Origin of the sequence: Vibrio sp. PBL-C16, assembly GCF_034321865.1 — a bacterium.
In the GTDB taxonomy this organism is placed as follows: domain Bacteria; phylum Pseudomonadota; class Gammaproteobacteria; order Enterobacterales; family Vibrionaceae; genus Vibrio; species Vibrio alginolyticus.
This window is the reverse complement of the sequence record NZ_JAXLNY010000002.1, coordinates 1,795,678-1,817,027: the sequence shown is the minus strand read 5'-3', so window position 1 is coordinate 1,817,027 and position 21,350 is coordinate 1,795,678. Positions and strand designations below refer to the sequence as shown.

Sequence of the window (21,350 nt, the reverse complement as noted above, 5' to 3'; positions counted from 1 at the left end):
TCCGGAGTAGAGTGGGGCGTTAACGAAAACAACCAGCGCCATAGAATCAGTATAAACCTGATCTTCAATCAGTCTAAACCAATAACGGGTACTATTTAGTGAGAATTTGACAGGCCTCAAACAAAATGTTGTAAAAACTACAGAATTGGATGTGTAAACGAAGTTTTGTTGCGCTAGTCGTACGATAATGATGTTTGAGTTACATCAAAACGAAAAAAAATTTCAAATTGATGTAACTCGATCTGGCCGTTAAGACGATTGAATATCAACAACCAGCTGTTGAATTCTTTTCATCAAATTTGGTGCTTGCTTGGCGATTTCGCGTTGTTCATCAAGCACTGAGCTCAAAATTTCTTTTGTGGTCAGTGGATTTGCCAAAACCACTCGAAACACTATCGTATTCATGCGCTGCCATTGGTCTGGGTTCAGTCTTGTACGTGAAACGAACGATTTGCCCGTTTCGCGCTGACGCTTTTGAATAAACTGTGTTAACTCATTGATCAGCTCATTCAGTTGTTCTTTTTGTGAGCCTTCTGCTTGTGCTAATACTTCACGGATGAATGGCGGCAAATAACGGTATGTGAGCAGACAAAGCTCTGGTTCAGAAACTAACTCGAAATCATCTTGCTGTTTGATTAAATCCGCAAAGTATCGAGCTTTTTCAATGCTTTGGTCAATCAGAAGCTCGTAACCTGGGCGACTTATGATGTGCATTGCGGCGTAGACCAACATCGCCATGCCCGAACGTGAGCCTTCTAGTGTATGGCTGCCTAGGTCTTTTGAACCTTTGCGCAATATATATTGAGCGTGATGCTCTATGGATTTCATTGCGTCAGGGTCTTTGAACAGAACCATACCAGCGCCCATCGGGATGTAGAGCTGCTTGTGCGCATCAATAGTTACTGAGTCTGCCATTTCCACACCTTTAAGAAGGTGACGGTGATGGTTAGACATAAGTGTTGCGCCACCCCATGCGGCATCCACATGGAAGTGACAGCTGTGAGCTTGGCAGACTTCAGCGATTTCAGGCAATGGATCAACATTACCTGTCTCTGTTGTGCCAGCCACACCAATAACAGCAATAGGCTTGATGTTTTGTTTTTCGAGCTCAACAATTTTCGCTTTCAGGTCGTCGATAACAATGCGGTTGTTGGTATCGGTTTTAACCGCAACCAAACCCTCCTGGCCTAGCCCTAATACATCGGCTGCTTTCTTAAGGGAGTAGTGACCACGCTCAGACACTAGCACCGCTAAGCCATCATAGCCATAGTGCTTCATGGCTTTAAAAAGGCCTTCCTTTTCCACGCCTTTAAATGAGCCATTGGCTCTTAACGCTTTGTTACGTGCTACCCAAAGCGCAGTGATATTGGCAATGGTGCCGCCGGAACAAAATGCGCCTAATGAGTGATTTGCACTGTGCATCCACTGATTGTAAAACGTATCATTCTGACCATATATCAAGCGATGCAGCATACCCAAAACTTGACGCTCAAGTGGCGTAAAGGCTTTGGAAGTCTCTATTTTTACCAGGTTTTGGTTTAAGGCGATCATGATCTTTGACAGTGGCATCAAGAAATAAGGCAGTGCCGATGTCATATGACCAATGAAGCTTGGTGAAGATGTGTGAACTGAGTGCGACACCAAAGTGTCGAGTAAGTGCTCTGTATGATCTGACACGAACTCTGGCTGCTCAGGAATCTGAGCAGAAGAAAAGTCTTTTTCGATTTCGCGTAAAGGCTTTTCTTCTGCCACGATGTGTTCACGAAGAAATTGATTTAGATTTCGCGAGAGGCTCTCGTCAATTTTAGTTAACGTTGAGTCCGGACCTTCTGGGACAGTGAAGATCTTTAGCAAGCTCTCAAAGCTAACATCAGCGGTTTTTTGTTCCTTAACCATAGCAAAGAATCTTTGTAGTTATTTTGGTAATGCGAGCGGCACAATCTAAACTAAAACGGGCGCAAAGTCCCGTTTTAATTGTTGAAACCCAAGTTGTAGAAATGAAAATTTTAGGTGAAGGTTACGATATTCACATTAAAAAATTCTAGATTGAGTACGTTAAAACATTCTAGTGTTTTTGAATGCTAATCAACGACTAATGCGAGCAACCTTAGTCACATTTCTGCTTTTCAATCTTTTCTATTGACTGATTGTACTTATTAAGTGCGGTATCAATTTGTTGGGGATGACTAAGCAGATCAGCGAATGCTGAACGAAGCTCGTAGTTTTTGGGGTGGTTAGTTGATTGACGGTCGCTAAATGTCTGTTTTGCAACTTCACCTAACTTATCGCTTCGGGTCGCTAACTGCTTAACGTCATGTTGCTCTAGTTTTAACCATGCTTCGATTGGCTGTTCCGTCGCAACGCGGCTAGGGTCGTTCTCTAGAAAGTAGTGAACCGCTTCGCGGTTTAATTCAAAGTGATGTTTACGTCCATCCAAGAACCATTGACTCACTTCTTTCAGATCTGGATATTGGGTAACCGTCAAATCAACAAGATCTTGATACCACTGTAGTGAGGCATCGACGTAGCCATCGTATTTGCTAGCAAGACATTGTTGATCTGCGGCAAGCGTAAAAGTTGAGCTTGTAGCGAGGAGCGCTGCAACGACAAAGCGTTTCATTCTTCTTCCTTCTGGTTGTTATCCCTTTATTAACGCAATGCACATCAGTTGATGTTTCTCCCTTCTTTCTATTTGGTCGTGACAAATCGTTGGGCTGAATGACGAAAAGAAAGAGGGGTCTTGCCAAAAAATATTGACCACTTTGACGTTAACTGGGTATTTAAATTTTTGCCGTATTGTAATGGATGTTAAAGCGAAAACCTGAGATCTAGCTAGCAAGTGATACAAAGAAAAGCATCATAACTGGTACCAATAAACTCAAAATAAAGCCGCTAACGATAGCAACAGGAACACAACGCACACCACCGGTGGTTTGAATAACGGGTAGGGTGAAGTCCATTGCTGTTGCACCGGCATAACCAATTGCGGTGCACGGATAGCTACGAATAAAGAGAGGAATGGCAACCAGTGCGACTAGCTCTCTCATCAATTCAATCAAGAACGACGCGCCACCAAATACCGGACCAAAAGCGTCACCCATTAAAATACCTGCGAGTGAATACCAGCCAAAACCTGAAGCCATTGCGAGTGCTTGATAAAGAGGAAGATCCAAAAGCACCGCTGCAAGAACGCCACCAAGCATACATGTTGCGATGACAACAGCCGCAATGGCCATTCCTTGTTTATTTAATAGGATTTGACGCAGAGTAAGTCCACTATTACGCAGCTGAATACCAATAAAAAATAGAAGTAGAAAGAGTATCCATTCGCTTGCTGTATCTACCCAACTCAAATCAATGGGTAACAGCAGGCCAACCACTAACCCTCCGCCAACGACCACGATAAGCTTAACAGACTCTAAAGCCATCGAAGATAACGGTAGTTTCTTTTGATTCTGATTGGTCTGGAGTGGAATAATTTTATCAATAATAGGCAGAGCCAACAGGTTGCAGGCACTTAGACACAAAAAAAACGTACTCGCATAGAGGAGAATACTTTGTAAGTTGCTGCTTAAATTATCGAGCGCCGCCAAACTAAGACCCATCAACGACAAAATGACGTAAATAAGGTAGGACGTTGACTGATTGATCTTCTCCAATAACGAAGATCGAGATATAGGAATTAGATACCCCACCACAAGCGGAGCGAAAATAAATAGCATCCCTGAAAACATAAAGCTCAATGATTCCTTTTTGAGATAACATCAACACGCATAAATCAAATTATCTATCGGTTGAAATTAAAGACATTTCACCACACGCAGCTCAGCCTTGAGCGAATCGTTTTATCACGGATAAGGTATTATCAGAAAGCGATAAATTACAAACCGCTAGCATTGAGTACAGCACGGATTTGATCATTGAAGTCAGTATCACTCATGTTACTAAGTTCATACAAGACTTCTGCACCAGTTAAGTTGAATTCAACTTCATGTTCGTCAATGCGTTCATCGTGATTGCGGAACATCAATAAATGATGCGCAATTCTAGCGATGTCGAGATAACTCACTTCTGGTCGCGTTAATTCGTATTTTTCGTTTGAGGATACTTCTCTGAAGTCGTTGTCAAACCCCCAACGCTCAAGTACCAGTTTACTTGTGGCAGAACAACGTGTTTGGAAGATCTGCAATGCAATATCTGGGTCTAAGTAATTGCCCCTATCTAAGTACAAGTGGTACTCATTAATTAGGCAAAATAACCCTATATCGGCTAATAGACCGACCAATAACGCCTTTTCTTGCTCTAGATGACCATAAGTGCCTGGCTCGTGGCTACGAAACGATTGAACCAACATCACCATGACGGCACCGAGCTCACGAGATATCGCCGCACTCTTCACCAAGATGGCATTGCATTCTTTAGTGAGATTAACTGAGTGTTTAAGTTGCTCGATCGCTTGTGCGGTAACAATATCACGTACACGAAGTATTCCGAGACGAGATACCGCTGTAGTTAAGTCGTTGCAGGTGATATTTCTGCGATTGAAAATCACAGAGTTAGCGACTCGTAAAACGACCGCTGCTAATCCGGGATCTTCCAATAAACAGTTAGCAACATCGGCAATCGTGGTGTGTTCTTCGACACATAACTGCTGAATTTTAAGCACGACATCAGGAATAGGAGGTAACGAAATCTTACCCGTGGCGATGGACTGTTCTACCAGCTGAGCAAACTCGGATTCCAGTGCGTTTATAAGCTTATCTTTATTATTTGGCAGCCAAAAAAATGATAAATGTTCCATTGTGACGCTGTACTTGAGATCTTTCGTACAGTGTACCCTTACAGCGTATTCTTTATCAATTAAATGCGTATTATGTGCCCGTAATTGCCAGCGAGATCATAATGATGGCGTGTTTTAGGCATGCTATGCGTCAAAAAAATATCACCACACAAACAATAAGTGTGAAACTAATCACGTATGTAGAATTTATACTTTTTTATATGTGACCTATGTCCTAACTTATTTTTCAACGTTAAGTATGATTAAGCAAGTTGGTGAGCACAACTCACAAAAATATCGCCAACAAATCGACATTTATAATTCGCTATAAGCTGCTGTTTATCTGGTGACATCGCTAATCGGGGTAATTTATTCAGATTAAAGAGGTCAATGGACATGACAGACCAAGCTTTTTTTAAATATGTACGCACCTTCAGTGAGTACCAAAAACGTTCTATGTTCGGTGGTATTGGTTTATTCACCGATGATGCTATGTTTGCGCTTGTCAGCAATGATTGCTGCTACTTACGTGGTGGTAATGGGCTAGATGAAGTGTTTACTCAACTGAGCTGTGAGAAGTATAAGCACGTCAAAAAACAGACGACGGCAACCGTAAATTATTATGATGTAACCGATTTATTCGAATCCGGATATGTAGGGCTTGATGAACTGGTACAGAAATCAATTGAATACTCAATTAAGGAACGGAAATATCAAAAGTCCTCTGCCAGTAGACGCTTAAGAGACTTACCCAACATGCAACTAACCCTTGAACGTATGGTCAAGAAAGCCGGTGTTGATGACGTAGAAACCTTTTTAGAACTTGGACCTGTAAAAGTCTTCAACAAAGTTAAAACGGCTTACGGTAATGATGTTGATGTAAAGCTACTGTGGAAATTTGCTGGTGCAACTGATGGCGTACATTGGAAACTGATCCAAGAGCCGCGTAAAAAACAGTTATTGGCACTGTGTGACTAAGCGAAGCTGATCGCACAATGATTGACTCGTTTCGATGGAGTTAGCGGGTCGTAAAGGCAAGTGTGAAAAGCGGAAAAAGGACGTTGAAGTTTTTTACCACTTCATTGAGTTAGTCATTAAATTAGACAAAAAAACCGAGGTAGAGACCTCGGTTTTTGTTTTTTTAATTTGCTCTTTTCTTACAGCACAAATCTTAAAACTTAAAACGCGTAGTGAACATTACCTGATCACCGTAAAAATCGTTGATACGTGCTTCAGCACCCAAAGAGAAAAGCTCTGTTGAGTGGAATCGAGCGTAGGCAGAGCCAGTCCAATCGTCATCGTTATCGATAGAAACGTAGCCGACTTTGCCGCCTACTTCTAATTGAGGGCCCAACCATTGGCGAACACCTAAGTTCAGCTCCATACCAACATCTGTGCTGCTCTCATTCGAAGGTTGCACAACGCGCATTAGCATTTCACCAGTAAGATCTGCCCAGTTGTTTAGCGGAGAATGGAAGCCAAAGCCTGCAGCTGAGTCAAAATCACTTTCAAACTCAGAGTCAATACGAGCAATAACATGCGCGTTCGGGTGAATTGATTTGCTGAATCCAGCACCAAATGTCACAGGACTTGCGCCAATACGTGCTTCGAAATAGTCGTAGCTAAAGTTGCTCATAGTTGCTGGCGCATTGCGATCGTTTGCAGCTAGGGCATGGCTTGATGCCACTAGTAAGGCAGCGGCTAATAGTGTTTTACGCATAACTAACGATAAACCTTGTTCATTATTTCCATGGATTCAAGCAACCACTTGAACCGTAATCTGATTTGTCCGACATCATAATAAAAAGGAAGGTCCACGACCAACAAAAATGTGTCGATGTTTTGTCAATTAACTTAATAGTTCCTTGGTTTAAGCAAAAACTACGCCATATACGTAGTGTCCGAGAATTTCACTCGGACAAGTAACGATGTTTTTCTAACCTCGTTCTACTATGCGAGGTAAGGTGGTTCAATGACCATCGTTGAGTTCAAGTTAGAATTAAACACTTTATTACTCGCCAAAGCTTGCTCTTCTTTTTGCCATGGCGTTGAGGATTGCCTCAGAATCAAGGATTTGAGTCCAGGATAGCAGGTTATCATCATTCTCAATCACAAACGCGGTAAGCTGAGACACGATTGCCTTTCTCAATGCTTCGCCTTTCCAAGGTTTGGCAATGTAATAATCGAGACTCGCGTTATTTACGGCTTCTACGGTGTCTTCCAAACCGGCTTGTCCTGTGAGTAAAACTTTGCGCGCTGCTTTTGTGTCACCATTTTGACTGAGTTCGATTAAGAAGCTGATCCCAGTTTGTTCCGGCATAATGTGGTCACATAAAATGAGAGCAAGCTGAACTTCTTCTTCCGCCATCTCCTCAATCACTTGCCGAGCTTCAGTCACTGATTCCGCTCCTTCGACAACAAAGTTCTCCTCGAAGGGAGCAAGATCTTGGAGCACGCTATCCAAGACTTCTCGTTCGTCATCGACACATAAAATTAGATACTTGGTCATGTTTCATCTCCTTCTTCGATGACTGGTAACCAGACGGTCATTCGTGTGAACTGGCCGATCTCTGATTCGACGTCAATCCACCCTCTGTGTGCTGTTACGATTTGCTGGCAGATGGACAGCCCGATGCCTAAGCCAAAGTTACCTTCTTTTTTTGTGGTGAAGTTTAGCTCGAAAATGGCGTCTCTTTGCGACTCAGGAATGCCACATCCATTATCTTCAAATGAGATAACGGCATAATTTGTGTGCTCTTTTTCTACAAGGCGTGTTTGTATGTTTAACACCCCTTTTTCTGGAAATGCGTCAATGGCGTTAGAGACCAAATTCGTCCACACCTGTTGGAGTGCGATCGGTTGACAAAGGATGGAAGGCAAGTTTGCATAGTCGGTTGAAACTTGGTGCATTTTTAATTTGTTCTCGAAAATCACCAAGGTGTCTTCAATACCCTCATGAATATCGGCATAGTGCAGGGTCTCATCATCTGACCGAGCATATCCTTTCAGGCTTTTTACCATATCAGCAATTCGTGCTGCACAGACATTAATTGAGCGAAGTGTAGAACCTGCTTTGTGGTATTGCTCTAGTGTATTGAGAGCATGATAAGACGCTTGCTGCTTTCTCGTTAGTTGGGTAAGTAGCTCTTGATCGGATTCTAAACCAAGGCTCACCACTTTCTTTGCTAATGCTCGGTCTGGAAGTGTATGGCTAAGCGCTTTTACGCGTGATCTGAGCTCGGCGGTTGAAGCGGGTTTTGAGGTTTGCGCTTTGTTCAGTAATTCAATGCCTTTGCTTTGTATATCGGAACTGGGCGCATCGTTAAGTAATCGTTCTAGCGTATGCGTTAAATTCTCTACGCCCCTTAATATCGCGGCTACTGGATTGTTTAGTTCGTGGGCCACTCCCGCAACCAATTGACCAAGCATCGCCATTTTTTCTCTTTCAATGAGCTGCTGGTGGGCTGATTCTAAAGATTCGAGCGTTTTTTGAAGTTGCAGTTTGGTGTTGATGCTTCTTTGCAATCGGCGGTTGAAGTGGCGTAAGAGCAAGTTTGTAAAAAGAGGCAGTAAGTTTGAGTCGCTTTGCATCACTTTATTGAATACGTTGCGATCGAGTTTGATAACTTCTGTTTTGGTTAGTGTCAGAGCTGTCGAGAAAGAACATTCCCCAGTAACAAACGACATGCCTCCGACAATATTCCCTTTGTTATGGCGTACAACCTCTCGCTGCATGCCTTGCTCATCGCGCTTGTACAGAGCCACTTCACCTTCGGTGATAAACCACAAAAAGCTATTTGGCTCGCCTTCCACGGTTAACAAGTGTTCAGGTGAGTATGTACGGCACGCTCTTGTTTCGTCATTATCTTTGAAAAATTGTTGGAGAGCGGAGATCACTTGCTCGGCTAACTCGGCATCAGACATCGAGTGGTAGTCGTGTAAGAATCCGGCTTGATAATGGCTCATCTGGTTATTGATGTGCGCTCGCAACAAGCTGTGATGATCCAATATCTGACTGTAACTTAGCAGGTCTTCTTTGCCATTTCGCAAGATAAATTGGGTCAGCTCTTTTTGCACTGTGTTAAATAAGACGTGATCTGGCAAAGGTTTAGTGAGGCAGTGGTCGAGCCTGCCCTCATTAACGGCAGTGAGAATTGCCTCTATATCAGACGAGCAGCTAATCAGAATTTTTCTTGCTTGCTCGGTATGCGGCATCCGGTCTAAACCAATAAGAAAATCCACGCCGTTAAAGTGAGCGTGATGGCTCGCTATAACTAAAGCAACAGTCTGTTCTCTTTCTTCTAGATACTCTAAAGCGCTTTGAGCCTCTTCTATCGATTCGACAGAAAAAATATCAAACTTACTTGAGAAGGCAGACAGCTCCAATCGAAATTGTTCAGCACTGATTGGGTTGTTGTCGAGACACAACACAGCATAACGATTCACAGATGTTTTAGCTCCGGTTAAAACTTCGCCACGCAAACTTTAACAATAAAAGGACATGATGAGTGGGAGCCAAGTATGATTCCTGATTAATGGACTAGAATAAGCATCAATAGTCTGATTTGTCTCAATGTTTTCTCCGCAGGTGGTTTGGGGTAGACTGACCGAAAATATCTAATAAGTGACGTTATGCAAAATCTTAAAAAAATCGGCGCCATTGGTGGTGCTATCTCATTAGCGCTGTGTTGGCCATTGGCTGTCGGACAAATTGGTCAGTCCATCATTGAAGATGGTATTACCAATATGAATGATGAAATGATTAAAGGCGAAGTGGTCGAGTATCAGCGTGGCTATTTGTCTTCAGTCGTGCTGACTCGTTATTCAGTTGTTGATCCTGAGCTTAAAACGCAGCTAGAGCGTGATGGTATGCCAACGACGTTTGACGTAACCAGTGATGTTAGCCACGGTCTAACAAGCCTAACAGCTGATTCAAAATTGGTGGACAATGACTTTTTGCCTCTCACGATGCATAGCCAAACTCAACTAAATGGCAATACAGCATTTATCCTCGACCTAGACAGTTGGCATTATCGTAACGAAGCGCAAGGTGTTTCTGTTTCTACAAGCCCTGCAAAAGTAACAGGTGATGTGACGGTATTGGGTGATCTCAATTACCAAGTTTCCGTTCCTTCTGTTCAAGTGGATTTTGAAAACGGTGAAGAGCTTCATCTGAATGCATTGACAGGGCAAGGTAAAGGAAAGCAAGCAAAAGGCTACTGGTTAGGCGAGCAATCTTTCTCTCTAGAGAAGCTAGATGTGGTTGATGCGAACTTAACGCCTGTCTTTTTGATTGAAAATGCGAGCTACCGTGGTAACACTACGATGAGTGAGTCTGGTGATAAGCTGAACAGTCAATTAAACCTAGATGCTAAGAAACTACGTTTAACTGATGGGACGGATGTCGATAACTTTAAGTTGGATTTCTCAATTGCAGATGTGGATAGCCAGTCTTTTGATCAAATTATGTCTATCTATCAAAGCTCTCCTATGCTAGATGAGCAGGAAATTGCGAATTTATTGCCGCATGTCGATACGCTGTTTAGCAAAGGTTTTGATTTATCCGTGAACGAGCTTTCACTCGCGTTCGGTGACGGCAAGTTCCACAATGAGTGGCAACTATCCATCCCTGAAGGTACTGAGCATATTACTCAAGATCCAATGAAGTTGGTGACGGCCACTACTGGTGAACTTAGCACTTACTTCTCTGATGAATTAGTAACGCATTACCCATTTATTCAAGAAGGGATTGATGAGCTCCTTATTATGGAGTTGATCGAAAAAGTAGAGGGCGGTTATCAATTAAAAGCAGAAATTGGTGAAGGCAAATTGAAGTTCGAAAATGGGCATGAGTTCCCATTGGTGGCTCTACTTATGCCTGCTTTGATGCAACAACAGTAATTCGTGTTGTTGCGAATTTGTTCCAATTCAACGCTTAGTCTTTAAAAAGAGGTCGTAAGACCTCTTTTCTTGTTTTTATCACTGCGAAAACGTGATATTAATTTCGTAATATTTACATAGCAGGAGCAATGAGCATCATGGAACAAAATACGGACAACGTATTTAACTTCAGTGCAGGGCCAGCAGGTCTGCCTAAAGCAGTTATGCAGCAAGCACAACAGGAACTAATCGATTGGCAAGGTCTTGGCACTTCGGTCATGGAAATCAGCCACCGAAGCAAAGAGTTCATCAAAGTTGCAGAAGAAGCCGAGCAGGATTTACGTGATCTTCTGAATATTCCGGACAACTATAAAGTGCTGTTCTGCCAAGGTGGTGCTCGTGCTCAGTTTGCTGCTGTTCCTCTAAACTTACTTGGTGATGCCGATACGGCAACTTACATCGATGGTGGTTATTGGGCTGAAAGCGCGGTAGCTGAAGCGAAAAAATACTGTGAACCAGACGTGTTTGATGCAAAAACAGAAATCAACGGGAAAGTCGCGGTTCTACCTGCAAGTGAATGGAAAATTGCTCCAGAAGCGGCTTACGTTCACTTCTGTCCAAATGAGACCATTGATGGTATTGAGATTAACGATCTTCCTATCACCGACAAACCGATTGTTGCTGACATGTCTTCGACAATTCTTTCTCGTGAAATTGATGTGTCGAAATACGGTGTGATTTACGCGGGCGCTCAGAAAAATATTGGTCCTTCCGGCATTGCTATTGCTATCGTGCGCGATGATTTATTAGGTATGGCGAAGCATGTACTACCAAGTATTTTGGATTACACTGTTTTGGCAGAAAAAGAATCAATGTTCAACACACCACCAACCTTTGCATGGTACCTGTCTGGTCTTGTTTTCAAATGGCTGAAGGCACAGGGTGGAGTAAAAGCAATTGAGCAAGTGAACCGCGCTAAAGCCGCGCTACTGTATGATTACATCGATCAGTCTGATTTCTACCGTAATGGCGTGCACTCAGCAAACCGTTCTTTGATGAACGTGCCATTTCAACTTGCTAAGCCTGAACTGGATGCAACCTTCCTTGAGCTAGCAGACTCTAAAGGGCTGAAAGCGCTAAAAGGTCACCGAGCAGTTGGTGGTATGCGAGCATCCATTTATAACGCAATGCCGCTAGAAGGTGTTCAAGCGTTAGTAGACTTCATGCAAGAGTTTGAGAAAAACTACGCGTAAGCTCAAACTGATAGTTGTTCTCCAAAGCGTCGCTATTGCGACGCTTTTGTTTATCTCAACTCACATCATTCCAGGAAGGTAAAATGACCAAGGCAAATATTGAAGCGCTGACTAAGCAGTTCCCACTCTTGGCAGCACTTATTGATCTTGAAGAGGTTTGTTGGTTTAACCCCCATATCACTTCCTTGGAGGAAGGCTTACCTCATGTCGGGTTAGATGAAAAAGATATTCAAGCGGCGAGTGAACGGCTAGCACGATTTGCGCCTTATTTGATGAAAGCGTTTCCCGAAACGGAAGCGTCGCGTGGCGTTATTGAGTCCGCAGTGGTGGATATTCCCAATATGAAAGTGCGTTTGGAGCAGCAATACGACACACCAATATTGGGCCATTTAATGCTCAAAAAAGACAGTCATTTGCCAATTTCTGGTTCGATCAAAGCGAGAGGTGGTATTTATGAAGTGCTCACTCATGCAGAAAAGTTGGCGTTTGAAGCCGGCTTGCTCTGTGAAAGCGATGATTACAGCAAATTGTTCAGCAATGAGTTTCGGCAGTTTTTTAAGCAGTACAGTATTGCAGTTGGCTCAACCGGCAATCTTGGTATGTCCATCGGTATCATGAGTGCGAAGCTGGGTTTTTCAGTTTCAGTCCACATGTCTGCGGATGCGCGGGAATGGAAGAAAAATAAGCTCCGGTCACATGGTGTTAATGTCGTAGAGCACCAAGAAGATTATGGTATTGCTGTCGCGCAAGGTCGTAAAGAGGCAGAAAAAGATCCCAACTGTTTCTTTATCGATGATGAAAACTCACGGACACTGTTTCTAGGTTACTCTGTTGCGGGTGAGCGTCTTAAGCAGCAGTTTGATGACTTGGGAATCGTGGTTGATGAGCATCATCCATTGTTTGTTTATCTTCCTTGTGGTGTTGGCGGCGGGCCTGGTGGCGTGGCATTTGGCTTGAAGGTAGCGTTTGGCGAGCATGTCCATTGTATTTTCGCGGAGCCAACGCACTCCCCGTGTATGCTGTTGGGCGTACATACAGGCTTGCATGACGATATTTCGGTACAAGATTTGGGTATCGATAACATCACCGCCGCTGATGGTTTGGCTGTCGGGCGTGCCTCGGGATTTGTCGGAAGAGCGATGGAAAGGCTACTTGATGGTTTTTACACCATTGATGACGCTCGTATGTATCACCACTTGGGTGAGTTAAGTGAACTGGAAGGTATTAATCTAGAGCCTTCTGCATTAGCCGGTATGATTGGGGCAGTGCACGTCTCGAATAACCATGCTTATCAGTCTCGAATGAAATTTGACGAAGAAAAACTCAAAAACGCAACACATCTTGTTTGGGCAACAGGTGGGGGCATGGTTCCGGAAGATGAAATGGCGGCTTATCTCAAAAAATCTGGTCGGTAAATCAGCACTGTATACGTGCTTAATTAGGTAACTAATAATACAGGAATAACAAAAGGGCTCATCGTTTGATGAGCCCTTCTCGTCACTGAAAATCGAATTATAGAGATTGTAATAGCTGGTAGTAACGACCTTTTTGAGCGAGTAGCGTTGGATGGTCGCCTTGTTCGATGATCTCACCTTGTTCCATCAAACAGATGCTATCCATACTTTCTAACTCTATCAGTCGGTGTGTAATGAATACTACTGTCTTATTAGCAAAGTGTTCATTGAAAAGCGCCATCACTTTTTGTTCCGTACGCTTATCGAGGCCTTCAGTCGGTTCATCTAAGAGTAGGATTGGGGCATCACGTAGCAATGCTCGAGCAATACCGATTCGGCGTTTCTCACCACCAGATAACTGACGGCCGCCGTCGCCTAACCAAGCGTCTAACCCCGGCTCTTCAAGAAGTCCGCCAAGCTCGACTTTTTGTAAAATAGTAGACAGTTGCTCATTACTTGCGTCCGGAGCGGCCATGAGTAAGTTGTCACGTAGTGTCCCGTTTAGTACATCTACGCGTTGACTGACCACAGTCATTGCTGCTCGCAGGTCCGACTCGCTCCAATCTTGCAGTTTTGTACCACCGATTCGAACTTCACCTTGGTTAACATCCCAGTAGCGGCAAAGAAGCTGAATCAGTGTTGATTTACCTGAACCTGTTTGACCTACAACTGCAGTTTTAGTGCCCAACGGTAGTGAGAGTGACAAGTCTTTCAGTACCTTTTGCTGACCGTCAGGGTAAGTAAAATCAATGTTGTCGAATTCAATGTCTAACGTTGTGTCTTTATGTTTCGACTGCTCAGGGAAGACGACGTCAGGTTCAGCCAAAATTACTTCATTTAAACGACGAGCAGAAGTCAACGTTTGACCGAGATACTGGAATGCGCTCGCGATAGGCATCAGAATCTCAAAGCTCGCCATGGTTGCAAACGCAAACAGCGCAATCCAAGGATCAGGAGCACGACCACCTACGCCGTCTGCAGCAAACCAAAGCATCACAACCAGTGTAATGCCGTTCACCAGCATAAGCAGGCCTGAAGCCATTCCCGTTAAATTCGCGTTCACAAATTGGTTAGACAGCAACTGCTTCTGCTTCTCTAGAATGAGATTACGATAACGTTCTTCTGCTCCAAAGATACTCAGTTCGCTGTAGCCTTGAAGCCAGTCCAGTGTCGCCACTCGCAATTGCGCTTTATGATGAGTGAGATTCTCGCCATTGTTTTTACCCAGTTTATAGAACAGCACTGGCCATACAAACAACATGACGGTAAGAATCGAGCCAAGCAGTAGGGCGAGATGCCAATCAAAGAACGCTAGGACAGCCGTTAAACTCAATATGCCAAAAATACCAATCACGACAGGGCTGATAAGTCGAAGGTATACGTGATCCATCGCATCTACGTCCGCTACTAGGCGGTTGAGCAGATCGGCATCACGCATCGTAGAAACACGACCCGGAATCAGTGGTGCAAGTTTCTTAAAGAAGAAGATACGTAGATCGGTAAGCAGCTTGAACGTTGCATTGTGGCTAACGACACGTTCTCCCCATCGACCTGCGGTTCGAGCCATTGCAGCGCCGCGTACCCCGGCACCTGGTAACATGTAGTTGAAGGTCTCACGAGCAACCGTCAAGCCTGCCACCGCTGCGGCTGAAATAAACCAACCTGATAGCGTTAATAAGCCAATAGATGCCGCTAAGGTCAGAAATGCCAGTAGCATACCTAGCGAAAGACCAAACCATTGTTTCTTATAGAGTTTTAGATAAGGGAGTAAATCACGCATCTAAGTTCCCCTTGTCTGTTTCACGTTGTGCGAGGTTCGCTTCCAACATGTCTTTAAATAAGCCATCTTCTGTCGACAGTGTGGCGTAATCACCACGTTGAACAATCTGGCCGTCCTGCATAACAAGAATTTGCGATACGTTTTGTAAAGGCGCAAGTTGGTGAGTAATCATCAAATTTGTTGTGGCATGCGCATACTTGTTAATGCCTTCCATCACGAGTTTTTCACTGCGAGCATCTAAGCTTGCGGTTGGTTCATCTAATAACCAAAAACGACCATTTTGTAGCATGGCGCGAGCCAGTGCTATACGCTGCGCTTGGCCGACAGATAAACCACCAGAACGATCAGATATCGGATAATCCAACCCATGCATTTCAACAAATTCAGCAGCGTGAGAGTCATTCAACACAGAATGTACGTCTGCATCCTGAATATTGTGCTTACCTAGTGTGATGTTATCTCGAATGCTACCGTGTAATAGCATCGGGTTTTGACCAATCCAGCTTACTGCCTCTCGCCATGTGGCTAGATCCAGTTGCGACAATTCACAACCATTAATCTTCAAGCTACCTTGATAAGGCATGAAACCGAGGATGGTGTTTACCAAGCTTGTTTTACCTGCGCCACTTGGTCCAACTAAAGCCGTACTTTTGTTGGCTTCAAGAGAGAAGGATAGGGGACCTGCGAGCTGCTTACCTTCCGGACTAAAAATGGTTAACTGGTTCGCTTCAATATGGATAGGGCTGTTTTTATCTAACGCTTGGGTACCATCTTTGATTTGATCGACTTCCAAATCCAGAAACTCGACAATGCTTTCTGCTGCCCCAACCGCTTGCTGTTTCGCATGATAGAACGTGCCCAAATCACGTAATGGCTGATAAAACTCTGGAGCAAGAATCAGAATGAACAAACCAGCAAAGAGCGTAACACCTGTGCCGTAGTAGCCGAAGTCCAGCTCCCCGATATAACTAAAGCCAAAGTAGACAGCGGTAATTGCGATAGAAATGGAAGTGAAAAACTCTAACACCGCAGAAGACAGAAACGCGATTTTCAGAACGTCCATGGTACGAGTACGAAAGACTTCTGAAGCACCCTTTAGCGTCTCAGTTTCAGATTTTGTTCTATCGAATAAGCGAATGGTTGTCATTGCTTGCAAGCGGTCATAAAAGTGACCCGACAAACGCTGCATCGCTTTAAAGTTTTTACGGTTTGCTTCTGCGGCTTTCATCCCAACCAGTGCCATGAAAATAGGCACTAGTGGTGCAGTGACCAGGAAGATCAAGCCTGCTGCCCAGTTTACTGGGAATACGACAACCAAAATGATGAAAGGCACTAGTACCGATAATGACATTTGAGGCAAGTAGCGTGAGAAGAAATCTTGCATATCTTCTACCTGCTCTAAGATGAGCGTTGCCCAACTGCCAGCAGGTTTGCCTTTGATGTAAGCTGGCCCAAGCTTATGAACTTTATCTAAAATGAGTTGGCGAATATAAACTCGAATTTGCTCCCCGCAACGGTAACCGGCAAGCTCTCGACCCCAGGTACAAGCAGCTCGACCGATAACCGTGCCACCGAGCCCAACAAAATGCCAAATGAGGTCGGCTTTGTCGACTTGGTCAATGATTAACTGGTGCAGAATGGAGGCGAGCAGGGCTGCTTGAGCCAATAAAAACACGCTTGAAAGTACGCCTAGGCCTATCGCAATCATAAGCCAGCGCTTGGCTAACTTACTTTGTTGCTTCAGCCACTTATTCAAGCTGCTTTGCTTTTTCTTATCCATCGTGAAGGCTTAATGATAATTGTTTTAATGAGGCGGTAGTATACAAAAGAAAACCCAGCGGGAATACCGCTGGGCTTTAAGGATATGACACAAATGTGAAAAGTTATTTGTCACCAAGTGAGTCTAAGAAACGTTCAGCATCTAATGCAGCCATACAACCTGTACCTGCAGAGGTGATCGCTTGACGGTAGTTGTGGTCCATTACGTCGCCAGCTGCAAATACACCTTCGATACTAGTTTGTGTTGCGTTGCCTTCAAGACCTGATTGAACGATGATGTAGCCATCTTTCATGTCTACTTGGCCTTCAAAGATTTGTGTGTTTGGCTGGTGGCCAATTGCGATGAATGCACCCATTACATCGATATCTTCTGTCGCACCGCTGTTCACGTCTTTAATGCGGACGCCCGTTACGCCCATATCGTCACCCAGTACTTCATCGAGAGTGCGATCGGTATGAAGAACGATATTACCGCTTTCAACTTTATCCATCAGACGTTTCACAAGGATCTTCTCTGCGCGGAATGAATCGCGGCGGTGGATCAGGTGAACTTCTGACGCAATGTTAGATAGGTATAGCGCTTCTTCAACAGCCGTGTTACCACCGCCCACAACTGCAACTTTCTGATTACGGTAGAAGAAACCGTCACAGGTTGCACAAGCAGAAACGCCGCGACCTTTAAATGCTTCTTCAGACTCAAGGCCAAGGTATTTTGCTGATGCGCCGGTAGATATGATTAAGGCATCACAAGTGTACTCACCTGAGTCGCCTTTTAAACGAAATGGGCGTTGTGATAGCTCTACTTCATTGATGTGATCAAATACGATTTCAGTTTCGAAACGCTCGGCGTGTTCTTTCATGCGATCCATCAATGCTGGACCTGTCAGTCCCTCAGCATCGCCTGGCCAGTTTTCAACTTCAGTTGTGGTGGTTAGCTGACCACCTTGTTGCATTCCCGTCACAAGCACAGGGTTTAAGTTTGCACGCGCTGCGTAGACGGCAGCTGTGTATCCTGCAGGACCAGAACCAAGAATTAATAATTTACAGTGTTTTACGTCGCTCATTATGGCTCCAAAAAGGGCGTAACATTTCCCTCGATTGTATGGAAATTCTTAGTGCTTTAAAAGCATAAACAACGATTGTGATCGAATAATTGGTTATAGATTAGAACCCACTAAATATTGATAGAGAACGTTGACTTCTAGCATAAAATTCTATTCGTAGTAGAGAAGTCTAGTTTCAAATATTGCCAAAGCGTAAAACTGAAACATGGCTCTGTTTTTGTGGCTTTATTTGGTTTGATGTGTTGTTTTTGTTGTTTTGTTGAAGCTATCAACGTTAAAAGCTGGTAATTGCAGAATATTTGCGTAACCTAGCGTGTAAATTAAATGTTAATTAATGTGCCTCATTAAAGGAGCAAATGATGTTACATTCACGTGAGAATACTCTACATTTAACACAGCTCAGCATGGCAGCAATTGAGCAGCTTTCCCCATCGTTTGAAGAACTGCCTCGAACCGAACATGCAGATGGTCAGTATCGACTACGACGTTATTCTGTGGTTGGTTTTGATAACGGCAAAGTCATCGACTTAAATAAAAATAGCTTTGTTCAATCCTCTGATATCAACCGATTTCAAGGTGATGTTGTAAGACAATTCGAGCCAATTGAGAAGGATATTCTTACCAGCGATGGATTTCGAGAAATGTGTGAATTGTTTGTCAATGCGAATCATCTGCCAAACGGTCAAGAAATAGAAATTCACCAAATCCGTATCAGGGCACTGGAAGAAGAAACCCAAGTAGCACCTGAAGGTGTGCACCAAGACGGTTTTGATCACATTGCAATGGTTGGTGTGGGACGCCATAACATCATCGGTGGCGACATCATGCTGTACAGCAGCCATAACCAAGCCCCATTTTTCCGTAAAGTGCTAGAAACCGGAGAGGTCGCAATCTTGGCTGATAGCAAGCTGTGGCATAACGCGTGCCCAATCCGCTCTGTTATTGATGACGAAGCGGGCCATATGGATGTATTTGTACTCACGGCTACGGATAAGCGTAATGAACTTCAATCTTAATCAGATCAGAGAGCAATTTCCGGCGTTGGCTCAATACCACAACGACAAGCCCGTGACGTTTTTTGATGGTCCAGGTGGCTCACAAGTGCCTCAATCAGTACTAGACAGCATGGTTGGGTATTTAGGTCGTTTCAACGCTAACTTAGGCGGGCATTATTTTTCTAGCCAAGTGACCGTTGACGTAATGCAAAATGCGCGTGAGTCGGCTCAGGCTCTACTTAATGCCCCTTCATCTGGCAATATTGTCTTCGGTGCCAATATGACCTCACTAACCTTTCAGCTTAGTCGCGCGATTAGTCGAGATTGGCAAGCAGGAGATGAGATCATTGTCTCCGCTTTGGATCACTATTCAAATGTATCCAGCTGGCAGCAAGCGGCAGAAGATAAAGGCGTTACGGTTCATCAAGTTCGTATCAACGAAGAAGATTGTACGCTTGATATGGAGCATTTAAGCCGCCTTCTTTCTGATAAAACGCGCCTTGTCGCTGTGACTTATGCATCGAACACGACGGGCTCTATTGTGGATGTACAGCAAGTAGTCAGCATGGCGCACAATGTTGGGGCACAAGTTTATGTGGATGCCGTCCATTATGCGCCTCATCATTTGGTTGATGTTCAAGCGTTAGGTTGTGACTTTTTAGCTTGCTCAGCTTACAAGTTTTTCGGACCACACGTTGGTATTGCTTACATAGCCGATCAGTGGCTCCACAGTATTCGCCCTTACAAAGTCGAGCCTGCCACTAATATAGGCCCAGGTCGATTTGAAACAGGAACGCAAAGTTTTGAAGGTCTTGCTGGTGTCGTTTCTGCGGTTGAGTATCTGGCTCAATTTGGTGAAGTCGGTTTACCTCTTCGCCAACGATTGGAGCAAAGCTACCAACTGTATGAACAACATGAGCAGCGCTTGAGTGAGCGTTTCTTGCAGCGTTTGAATGCATTAGATGGTGTCAATCTATTCGGTATCGCAAAGGAAGATAGCCAACTCCGCACGCCAACTTTTGCGCTAACGTTTGACCGATATTCTCCAGAGTTCATCGCGAAAACACTGGGTGAACATAACATTTGTGTATGGAATGGTCACTTTTATGCGTTGGGCTTAGTTCGTCAACTTGGTTTAGAAGAATCGGGTGGTGTAGTGCGAATTGGTTGTATGCATTACAACACAATAGAAGAAGTCGATATGTTATTCGATGTGCTAGAAAGCATCCTTGACGCATAACTAACGATTTCTTCCTAATAGAAAAACAAAAGCTCGAGTCAAACTCGAGCTTTTTTCATTTTTATTTGAATCAACGCGTTCTGCAAGCGATTACTCACTAACTTCAACTTCATAGGAAGTGAATTTTCTTACATTAATAACGCCGGTATCAAAGATGAGGTATTGACCTTTGATGCCTTGCAAAGTGCCAGTAACAACCGGGTTTTTATCGAAGTTATGCGAAGTGATCTTCGTTGGGTGCTGTTGTACCGGGTAGCTAAGGTCGGTAATGCTTTCGTTTAATACTTCAATGGCATCTTCGCCGAATTGCTGTTTTATCTCGGCAATTTTCTCTTCGACTAAAGGCAATAGCTCAGCAAAACGGTCCTGCAATGCCATAGGTTCACCGTCACCTTTTAGCAGTGTGCGCCAATTGGTCTTGTCTGCGATATGTTTCGCCAGTTCAACTTCAATTAAACCGGAGATATGGCGAGTTTTTACTTTAAAAATTGGCAAGCCCTGAGTCGCGCCTTGGTCAATCCAACGAGTCGGGATTTGAGTATGACGAGTAATACCAACTTTTAAGCTGGATGTGTTGGACAGGTAGACAAAGTGATCCACCATGCAATTCTCTTCACCCCATTGTGGTTCGCGACAAGTCCCTTGATCGTAGTGGCAGGTCTCTGGCTTCATGATACACATGTCGCAGCTTGCTAGCTTTTTCATGCATACAAAACAGTGGCCTTGCGAATAACTCTTTTTCGTTTTCTTTCCACATGAGCAACAAAAAATATTGCCAGTGTGAGTCAGTGCGAGCGTTTTACCCAGAAAAGGAGTTAAGTCGATTTCTTCCTCACCGACAGGAAGACGGTAGTTGACGGCACCGTCCAGAGAAGCGCGCATTTTGTTTAGCGTGCCAGTTGCAATTAATGACATGACATTACTCATTATTGTGTTTTTGCACAGTATATACTGAAGTGGAGAAGAGATGCAGGGTTGACAGGAGCTTTAAAGTAAATGTCTTGCACTAAATTATTATGCATCGTGTTTTATTTTCTAAAAATTATGGCTGTGAAATGCTTCGCAAATAGAAGTTGGGCTGCACTTTTTAGAAATTTTAAAACGTGATAACGGTTCAAAATCCGT

General features: G+C 43.9%; 17 protein-coding genes. 6 read left to right on the top strand and 11 right to left on the bottom strand.

Translation table 11 applies throughout. The annotated features are described in order from the left end of the window. Positions 1-249 precede the first annotated feature (249 nt). From panP to UQW94_RS16555, 4 genes are all read right to left on the bottom strand, one after another. Positions 250-1,896, bottom strand: a complete 1,647-nt coding sequence (panP, locus tag UQW94_RS16570) for a pyridoxal-dependent aspartate 1-decarboxylase PanP (RefSeq protein ID WP_213871580.1) — start codon at positions 1,894-1,896, stop codon at positions 250-252. A gap of 211 nt (positions 1,897-2,107) precedes the next feature. Beyond that, positions 2,108-2,620 carry a hypothetical protein gene (locus tag UQW94_RS16565; RefSeq protein ID WP_017634875.1) on the bottom strand — a complete coding sequence of 171 codons (513 nt, stop codon included), beginning with the start codon at positions 2,618-2,620 and terminating at the stop codon, positions 2,108-2,110. A 208-nt stretch (positions 2,621-2,828) separates the two neighbouring features. After that, positions 2,829-3,734 carry a lysine exporter LysO family protein gene (locus UQW94_RS16560; RefSeq protein ID WP_005378011.1) on the bottom strand — a complete coding sequence of 302 codons (906 nt, stop codon included), beginning with the start codon at positions 3,732-3,734 and terminating at the stop codon, positions 2,829-2,831. 146 nt (positions 3,735-3,880) lie between these two features. Next, positions 3,881-4,801: an HDOD domain-containing protein gene (locus tag UQW94_RS16555; protein WP_005378009.1), complete on the bottom strand. Its 921-nt coding sequence runs from the start codon at positions 4,799-4,801 to the stop codon at positions 3,881-3,883. A gap of 369 nt (positions 4,802-5,170) precedes the next feature. On the opposite strand from UQW94_RS16555, the gene UQW94_RS16550 reads away from it, so the two are divergent. Next, positions 5,171-5,758, top strand: a complete 588-nt coding sequence (locus UQW94_RS16550; protein WP_005378007.1) for a TfoX/Sxy family DNA transformation protein — start codon at positions 5,171-5,173, stop codon at positions 5,756-5,758. A gap of 193 nt (positions 5,759-5,951) precedes the next feature. On the opposite strand, the gene UQW94_RS16545 is transcribed toward UQW94_RS16550, so the two are convergent. From UQW94_RS16545 to UQW94_RS16535, 3 genes are all read right to left on the bottom strand, one after another. Beyond that, on the bottom strand, positions 5,952-6,500 hold the full coding sequence (locus UQW94_RS16545; protein WP_005378006.1) for a hypothetical protein: 549 nt from the start codon (positions 6,498-6,500) through the stop codon (positions 5,952-5,954). 291 nt (positions 6,501-6,791) lie between these two features. Beyond that, a complete protein-coding gene (locus tag UQW94_RS16540; RefSeq protein WP_213874708.1) occupies positions 6,792-7,289 on the bottom strand; it encodes a response regulator in 498 nt (165 codons plus the stop codon). Further along, positions 7,286-9,226: an ATP-binding protein gene (locus UQW94_RS16535; protein WP_322142418.1), complete on the bottom strand. Its 1,941-nt coding sequence runs from the start codon at positions 9,224-9,226 to the stop codon at positions 7,286-7,288. Before UQW94_RS16535 ends, UQW94_RS16540 begins: the two co-directional genes overlap by 4 nt. A 186-nt stretch (positions 9,227-9,412) precedes the next feature. Here UQW94_RS16535 and UQW94_RS16530 point away from each other — a divergent pair, with 186 nt between their 5' ends. The 3 genes from UQW94_RS16530 (at position 9,413) to UQW94_RS16520 (ending at position 13,328) form a co-directional block, all read left to right on the top strand. Beyond that, on the top strand, positions 9,413-10,681 hold the full coding sequence (locus UQW94_RS16530) for a DUF945 family protein (protein ID WP_005389614.1): 1,269 nt from the start codon (positions 9,413-9,415) through the stop codon (positions 10,679-10,681). A 137-nt stretch (positions 10,682-10,818) separates the two neighbouring features. Next, complete coding sequence (gene serC, locus UQW94_RS16525) at positions 10,819-11,913, top strand: 3-phosphoserine/phosphohydroxythreonine transaminase (protein WP_322142417.1); 1,095 nt, start codon at positions 10,819-10,821, stop codon at positions 11,911-11,913. Positions 11,914-11,996: 83 nt separating this feature from the next. Next, positions 11,997-13,328, top strand: a complete 1,332-nt coding sequence (locus UQW94_RS16520; protein ID WP_130546683.1) for a D-serine ammonia-lyase — start codon at positions 11,997-11,999, stop codon at positions 13,326-13,328. Positions 13,329-13,425: 97 nt separating this feature from the next. Here the strand turns inward: UQW94_RS16520 and cydC are convergent, their stop codons facing one another. The 3 genes from cydC to trxB form a co-directional block, all read right to left on the bottom strand. Continuing rightward, on the bottom strand, positions 13,426-15,147 hold the full coding sequence (gene cydC, locus UQW94_RS16515) for a heme ABC transporter ATP-binding protein/permease CydC (RefSeq protein ID WP_322142416.1): 1,722 nt from the start codon (positions 15,145-15,147) through the stop codon (positions 13,426-13,428). After that, positions 15,140-16,927 (bottom strand): heme ABC transporter permease/ATP-binding protein CydD, encoded by a 1,788-nt coding sequence (gene cydD, locus UQW94_RS16510; RefSeq protein WP_322142415.1) that lies wholly within the window; start codon positions 16,925-16,927, stop codon positions 15,140-15,142. The genes cydC and cydD overlap by 8 nt, the downstream gene beginning before the upstream one ends. Positions 16,928-17,030: 103 nt before the next feature. Beyond that, positions 17,031-17,990 carry a thioredoxin-disulfide reductase gene (trxB, locus tag UQW94_RS16505; RefSeq protein WP_005377991.1) on the bottom strand — a complete coding sequence of 320 codons (960 nt, stop codon included), beginning with the start codon at positions 17,988-17,990 and terminating at the stop codon, positions 17,031-17,033. Between the two features lie 359 nt (positions 17,991-18,349). Here trxB and UQW94_RS16500 point away from each other — a divergent pair, with 359 nt between their 5' ends. Together UQW94_RS16500 and UQW94_RS16495 are read left to right on the top strand one after the other, a co-directional pair. Beyond that, complete coding sequence (locus UQW94_RS16500; RefSeq protein ID WP_005377989.1) at positions 18,350-19,006, top strand: 2OG-Fe dioxygenase family protein; 657 nt, start codon at positions 18,350-18,352, stop codon at positions 19,004-19,006. After that, on the top strand, positions 18,990-20,225 hold the full coding sequence (locus tag UQW94_RS16495) for a cysteine desulfurase-like protein (RefSeq protein ID WP_085569570.1): 1,236 nt from the start codon (positions 18,990-18,992) through the stop codon (positions 20,223-20,225). The genes UQW94_RS16500 and UQW94_RS16495 overlap by 17 nt, the downstream gene beginning before the upstream one ends. A gap of 90 nt (positions 20,226-20,315) precedes the next feature. Here the strand turns inward: UQW94_RS16495 and UQW94_RS16490 are convergent, their stop codons facing one another. Next, positions 20,316-21,140 (bottom strand): DUF2797 domain-containing protein, encoded by an 825-nt coding sequence (locus UQW94_RS16490; protein ID WP_322142414.1) that lies wholly within the window; start codon positions 21,138-21,140, stop codon positions 20,316-20,318. Between the last annotated feature and the right edge of the window lie 210 nt (positions 21,141-21,350).

Excerpts from the sequence above, each read along its gene's own strand:
- panP (WP_213871580.1), bottom strand. The coding sequence starts at position 1,896 with ATGGTTAAGGAACAAAAAACCGCTGATGTTAGCTTTGAGAGCTTGCTA.
- UQW94_RS16565 (WP_017634875.1), bottom strand. The coding sequence starts at position 2,620 with ATGAAACGCTTTGTCGTTGCAGCGCTCCTCGCTACAAGCTCAACTTTT.
- UQW94_RS16560 (WP_005378011.1), bottom strand. The coding sequence starts at position 3,734 with ATGTTTTCAGGGATGCTATTTATTTTCGCTCCGCTTGTGGTGGGGTAT.
- UQW94_RS16555 (WP_005378009.1), bottom strand. The coding sequence starts at position 4,801 with ATGGAACATTTATCATTTTTTTGGCTGCCAAATAATAAAGATAAGCTT.
- UQW94_RS16550 (WP_005378007.1), top strand. The coding sequence starts at position 5,171 with ATGGACATGACAGACCAAGCTTTTTTTAAATATGTACGCACCTTCAGT.
- UQW94_RS16545 (WP_005378006.1), bottom strand. The coding sequence starts at position 6,500 with ATGCGTAAAACACTATTAGCCGCTGCCTTACTAGTGGCATCAAGCCAT.
- UQW94_RS16540 (WP_213874708.1), bottom strand. The coding sequence starts at position 7,289 with ATGACCAAGTATCTAATTTTATGTGTCGATGACGAACGAGAAGTCTTG.
- UQW94_RS16530 (WP_005389614.1), top strand. The coding sequence starts at position 9,413 with ATGCAAAATCTTAAAAAAATCGGCGCCATTGGTGGTGCTATCTCATTA.
- serC (WP_322142417.1), top strand. The coding sequence starts at position 10,819 with ATGGAACAAAATACGGACAACGTATTTAACTTCAGTGCAGGGCCAGCA.
- UQW94_RS16520 (WP_130546683.1), top strand. The coding sequence starts at position 11,997 with ATGACCAAGGCAAATATTGAAGCGCTGACTAAGCAGTTCCCACTCTTG.
- cydC (WP_322142416.1), bottom strand. The coding sequence starts at position 15,147 with ATGCGTGATTTACTCCCTTATCTAAAACTCTATAAGAAACAATGGTTT.
- cydD (WP_322142415.1), bottom strand. The coding sequence starts at position 16,927 with ATGGATAAGAAAAAGCAAAGCAGCTTGAATAAGTGGCTGAAGCAACAA.
- trxB (WP_005377991.1), bottom strand. The coding sequence starts at position 17,990 with ATGAGCGACGTAAAACACTGTAAATTATTAATTCTTGGTTCTGGTCCT.
- UQW94_RS16500 (WP_005377989.1), top strand. The coding sequence starts at position 18,350 with ATGTTACATTCACGTGAGAATACTCTACATTTAACACAGCTCAGCATG.
- UQW94_RS16495 (WP_085569570.1), top strand. The coding sequence starts at position 18,990 with ATGAACTTCAATCTTAATCAGATCAGAGAGCAATTTCCGGCGTTGGCT.
- UQW94_RS16490 (WP_322142414.1), bottom strand. The coding sequence starts at position 21,140 with ATGTCATTAATTGCAACTGGCACGCTAAACAAAATGCGCGCTTCTCTG.